The organism is bacterium (assembly GCA_035371905.1).
In the GTDB taxonomy this organism is placed as follows: domain Bacteria; phylum Ratteibacteria; class UBA8468; order B48-G9; family JAFGKM01; genus JAMWDI01.
In genome coordinates, this window is record DAORXQ010000127.1 from 1 (window position 1) to 4027 (window position 4027).

Annotated in this window: 5 protein-coding genes; 1 reads left to right on the forward strand and 4 read right to left on the reverse strand. The window is 26.0% G+C overall.

Features of this window, described 5'->3' with window-relative positions; all coding sequences use genetic code 11:
• A partial coding sequence (locus tag PKV21_09365; GenBank protein ID HOM27693.1) for a twin-arginine translocase subunit TatC occupies positions 1 to 432 on the forward strand: 432 nt, incomplete at its 5' end.
• 352 nt (positions 433 to 784) lie between these two features.
• Here the strand turns inward: PKV21_09365 and PKV21_09370 are convergent.
• From PKV21_09370 to PKV21_09385, 4 genes are all read right to left on the reverse strand, one after another.
• The gene (locus PKV21_09370; protein HOM27694.1) at positions 785 to 1453 is read right to left on the reverse strand and encodes a DUF4013 domain-containing protein; all 669 of its coding nucleotides are present in this window, start codon (positions 1451 to 1453) and stop codon (positions 785 to 787) included.
• On the reverse strand, positions 1434 to 2168 hold the full coding sequence (locus PKV21_09375; protein ID HOM27695.1) for a pyridoxine 5'-phosphate synthase: 735 nt from the start codon (positions 2166 to 2168) through the stop codon (positions 1434 to 1436). Before PKV21_09375 ends, PKV21_09370 begins: the two co-directional genes overlap by 20 nt.
• A 50-nt stretch (positions 2169 to 2218) precedes the next feature.
• Complete coding sequence (locus tag PKV21_09380; protein ID HOM27696.1) at positions 2219 to 2959, reverse strand: hypothetical protein; 741 nt, start codon at positions 2957 to 2959, stop codon at positions 2219 to 2221.
• Positions 2956 to 4027, reverse strand: a 1072-nt coding sequence (locus PKV21_09385; GenBank protein HOM27697.1) for an FAD-dependent oxidoreductase, incomplete at its 5' end; no start/stop codon positions are given. The genes PKV21_09380 and PKV21_09385, both read right to left, overlap by 4 nt.

The window sequence follows — 4027 nt, forward strand, 5'->3', positions numbered from 1 at the left end:
CCTGGTTTGACAGAAAAAGAAAGGAAAATTATCAAAACTATATTTATTATATTTCCTTTTTTATTTATTCTTGGAATGAGTTTTACCTTTTATATTATTATTCCTTTCGGCTTAAAAGTCCTTTTTTCTTTTGGAAAGGATATTATGAAACCTCTTATTTCAATAACAAATTATCTAAATTTTGTTTTTGTTTTCTTTATTGCTATGGGTCTTATTTTTAATCTTCCTGTTTTCATTTCCTCTTTATCTTATATAGGCATTATCAACTCTAAATTTTTAAGAGAAAAACGAAAATTTGCAATAGCAGGTTCTTTTATTCTTTCTGCAATAATAACTCCAACAACAGATATTTTTACACAGATTCTTATTGCAATTCCACTAATTTTTTTATACGAAATTTCAATTTTTTTATCTAAAATATTTAAAAATTAAGTAATTGACTGTCAAAAACTTTTATTAAACAATTTAATAAAAATTTTTAAAAATAAATTTTAAAAAATTTTGCTTCTTAATTTCTAATTTTTATATAATTATTTCTGGAGTTTCTGGAATAAATTAAAAAGTCCGGTTGCTGAAAAATAAACAAAAGTTAACATAATATTTCTTATCCGACATTTTTTATGCAAATGATTATACATCAATAATTTAAAACTTTTTTCATTTTTAAAAAAGTAATGGATAGTTTTCTCTAATTAATTTCCAGAATTGAAATCTTAAAAAGTTTTTTTAGAGTTTTTTCTACCAATACAGGCTAAAATTTAGAAGATTTGAAAAATCATCTTATTTAAAAAGGTAACTGAATATTAACCGCTTTTCTTGGATAAAATTTTATAAGAATATTTGAAATAACAAGAAGGTCATAAAAAAATAGAAAACCACTTAATAAAAGTCCTGTTACCCAGTTTAATAATAAAGTGAGTATAACAATAGAAATCATTAAAATGCCCACAATAAGTATATATATTATGATATAATCTTTTGGTATGAGAAAAATCTTTTCAAGGACATCTCTTAAATTAAAACCCTTTTTTAATGAATTTTCCTCAAGATATACACATATACCGAACAAAAGGAAATAAATTGCAATTAAAAAAAGTATGGTTGATAGTATGATTAAAATTAGCCCTCTAAATAAAAATAAAGACACGATTTCCCCTCTGGAAAGGATGGATATAAAGAAAACCCCTAAAAAAAGGAAAATAAAGGGAATTAAAAGGTATCCTAAAATTAAAAAAAACAGGTATGCTCCTTTTACAAATAAGTTCTTAATATTTTCATCCCATTTAATAGTTTTTTTCTCCAGAAGAATACCTGCTTTTAATCTTTCTGAAATATATCCCATCGAAATAAAGTTAATTACAGGGAAAAACATTAAAACTCCGCCAATTACAAGGTCAAATATATTTTTTTTCTGGATGGGTTGTTTAAATGCTTCAATTATTTTCTTTCTCATTTCTCTCTATAATTTCTTTCATTTCTTTCACTGCCTGATATATTCCTACATAAATTGACCTGCAAATTATACTGTATCCAATATTTAATTCTTCAATACCTTTAATTTTACAAATTTTTCCAACATTTTTATAGTCAAGACCATGTCCTGCATTTACTCTTAAACCTATTGAAATGGAATATTCAGTTGCTTTTATGATTTTATTCAATTCATTATACATTTCATCTTCATTTACTGCATCAGCATATCTTCCTGTATGTATTTCTATGAAATCAGCCCCTACTCTTTTGCTTTCTTCAATCTGACTAAAATCTGGCTCAATAAATAAACTGACTTTAATTCCATTTTTCTGAAAAATTTTTATATTTTCTTTTATTTTTTCTGAAAACTTTATCACGTCAAGACCACCTTCGGTTGTTAATTCCTCTCTTTTTTCAGGAACCAAAGTCACCTGGTTAGGTTTAACATCAATAGCAATTTTTATTATATCTTCATGAAGAGCCATTTCAAGGTTTAATTTTGTTTTAACTACTTTTCTCAATAAATAAATATCCCTTTCCTGAATATGCCTTCTGTCTTCTCTTAAATGGCAAACAATTGAATCACATCCAGCAAGTTCCGCAAGTATAGCACCTTCAACAGGGTCAGGATATCTCCCTTTTCTTGCCTGTCTTAATGTCGCTATATGGTCAACATTTACTCCAAGTTTTATCATTTTAATCCCTTTTATTCTAATTTTATCTTATATTCAAAGAAGTGTAAATATTAATAAGCATAAATTTTTCCGTAGGGTCTTTTTGAGACAGGAATTAATTTTATAAAATTATTTGAAGGAATATACCTTAATTTTTCACCAAAATATTCACTGAATTTTTGGATATAAAATTTAATTTTTTCAATATCTTCTTTTTCCGGCTTAAATATTTTTACTTCTTTTCCAATGGTTCTTTCATCTATTTCACCCTTTATAAAAATTTCTCCTCCATGCATACCAGTTCCTGTAAGTTCTCCAACTATTTTTTTCTTTTCTTTCAAGTTTAAAATAATTATCAATCCTCCTGCCATATATTCTCCAAGAAAATCTTTTGCTATTCCTCCAATGACAATAACAGGATAAAAATTTTTATATGCTTTCATATGAATTCCAACCCTATATCCAACATCTCCTTTTACATAAATCTCCCCTCCCCTCATTGAATGTCCAAGTATATCGCCTGCATTTCCTTTTATAATTATTTTTCCAGAATTCATTGTATTTCCTGTTCCATCCTGGGCATTTCCATTTACAAAAATTTTAGGACCATCCATAAAACATCCAAGGTCATTTCCAGGAGTTCCATTTATATATATTTCAACATCTTTTTCTCTTAAACCAGCCCCTATATATCTTTGTCCAAAAACATTTCCAATATAAATTTTTTTGTATCCTTTACTTATCAATTCTCTTATTTTTTCATTTAATATTTTATAATGAAGTCCATTTGCATCTATTTTAATTTCAGTCATACCTCAATTCCTTCCCCTTTTACAATATGTTTTCTATAAGTTTCAGGAAGAATTAAAAGACCAAATTTTTCATCAAGTAATAAGTTTTTAAAAGAAGAGACATCAATTCTATTTTTGATTAGTCCATTTAATATCCCTGCCCTTTCAATATCACCAAGAAAAATTCCTCCAACAATTTTATTTTCATTGATAACAATCTTTTTATAAATTTTCTTTTCATAATCTATTTTTTTTAATATCTCACATCTTTTTTCATCTTTTGGATTTGTTATTCCAAAAGAAATTGTTGGAATACCAAAAAATTCAATTGAATTCATAATAAATATACCTTCATATTTTTTACTCCCACCTGACATATTAATTCCTGCAATTTTTCCCTGTTTTGTTGCTCTCGGCCATATTGCAATAACTGAGATATTTCCGTCAAATTCAATACTTTCAGCAACATCTCCACCTGCATAAATAAAAGGTATATTTGTCTTCATATATTCATCTACTATTATCCCTTTGTTTTTCTTTATATTTATACCTTCAATAATTTCAGTATTTGGTACAACACCAATTGCTATAACCAATACATTTGCTTTTATTTTTTTACCATCCTTTAAAATTACTTCTTTTAAATCCCCATCCTTTGTATTAACTTTTTCAATAGTATTTCCTTTTATTATTTCACAATTATTTTCTTTTAGTTTATTTTCAACTATCTCTGAAGCAATATTATCAAAAGTATTTGCAAAAATCCTATCAGATAATTCAACAATTTTAACAAAAATATTTTTTGAGATTAAACCTTCTGCACATTTAAGACCAATAAGTCCACCACCAAGAATAACCACTTCTTTAACTTTTTTATCTTCTATATATCTTTCAAGTTTTTTAGCATCATTTAGTTTCGTAAAAGTAAATAATCCATTTTTAATTTTTTCAATCCCTTTTATATCCGGTATTATTGGTTTTCCTCCAGTTCCTATAAAAATATAGTCAAAATTAAATTTCCCATAGGTTGTAAATAAAATTTTATCTTTTAAATCAATTTTTTCACATCTTGTTTTTAAAAATAGTTTT

Coding starts and splice junctions, on each gene's coding strand:
- PKV21_09380 (HOM27696.1), bottom strand. CDS start 2,959: ATGACTGAAATTAAAATAGATGCAAATGGACTTCATTATAAAATATTA.
- PKV21_09375 (HOM27695.1), bottom strand. CDS start 2,168: ATGATAAAACTTGGAGTAAATGTTGACCATATAGCGACATTAAGACAG.
- PKV21_09370 (HOM27694.1), bottom strand. CDS start 1,453: ATGAGAAAGAAAATAATTGAAGCATTTAAACAACCCATCCAGAAAAAA.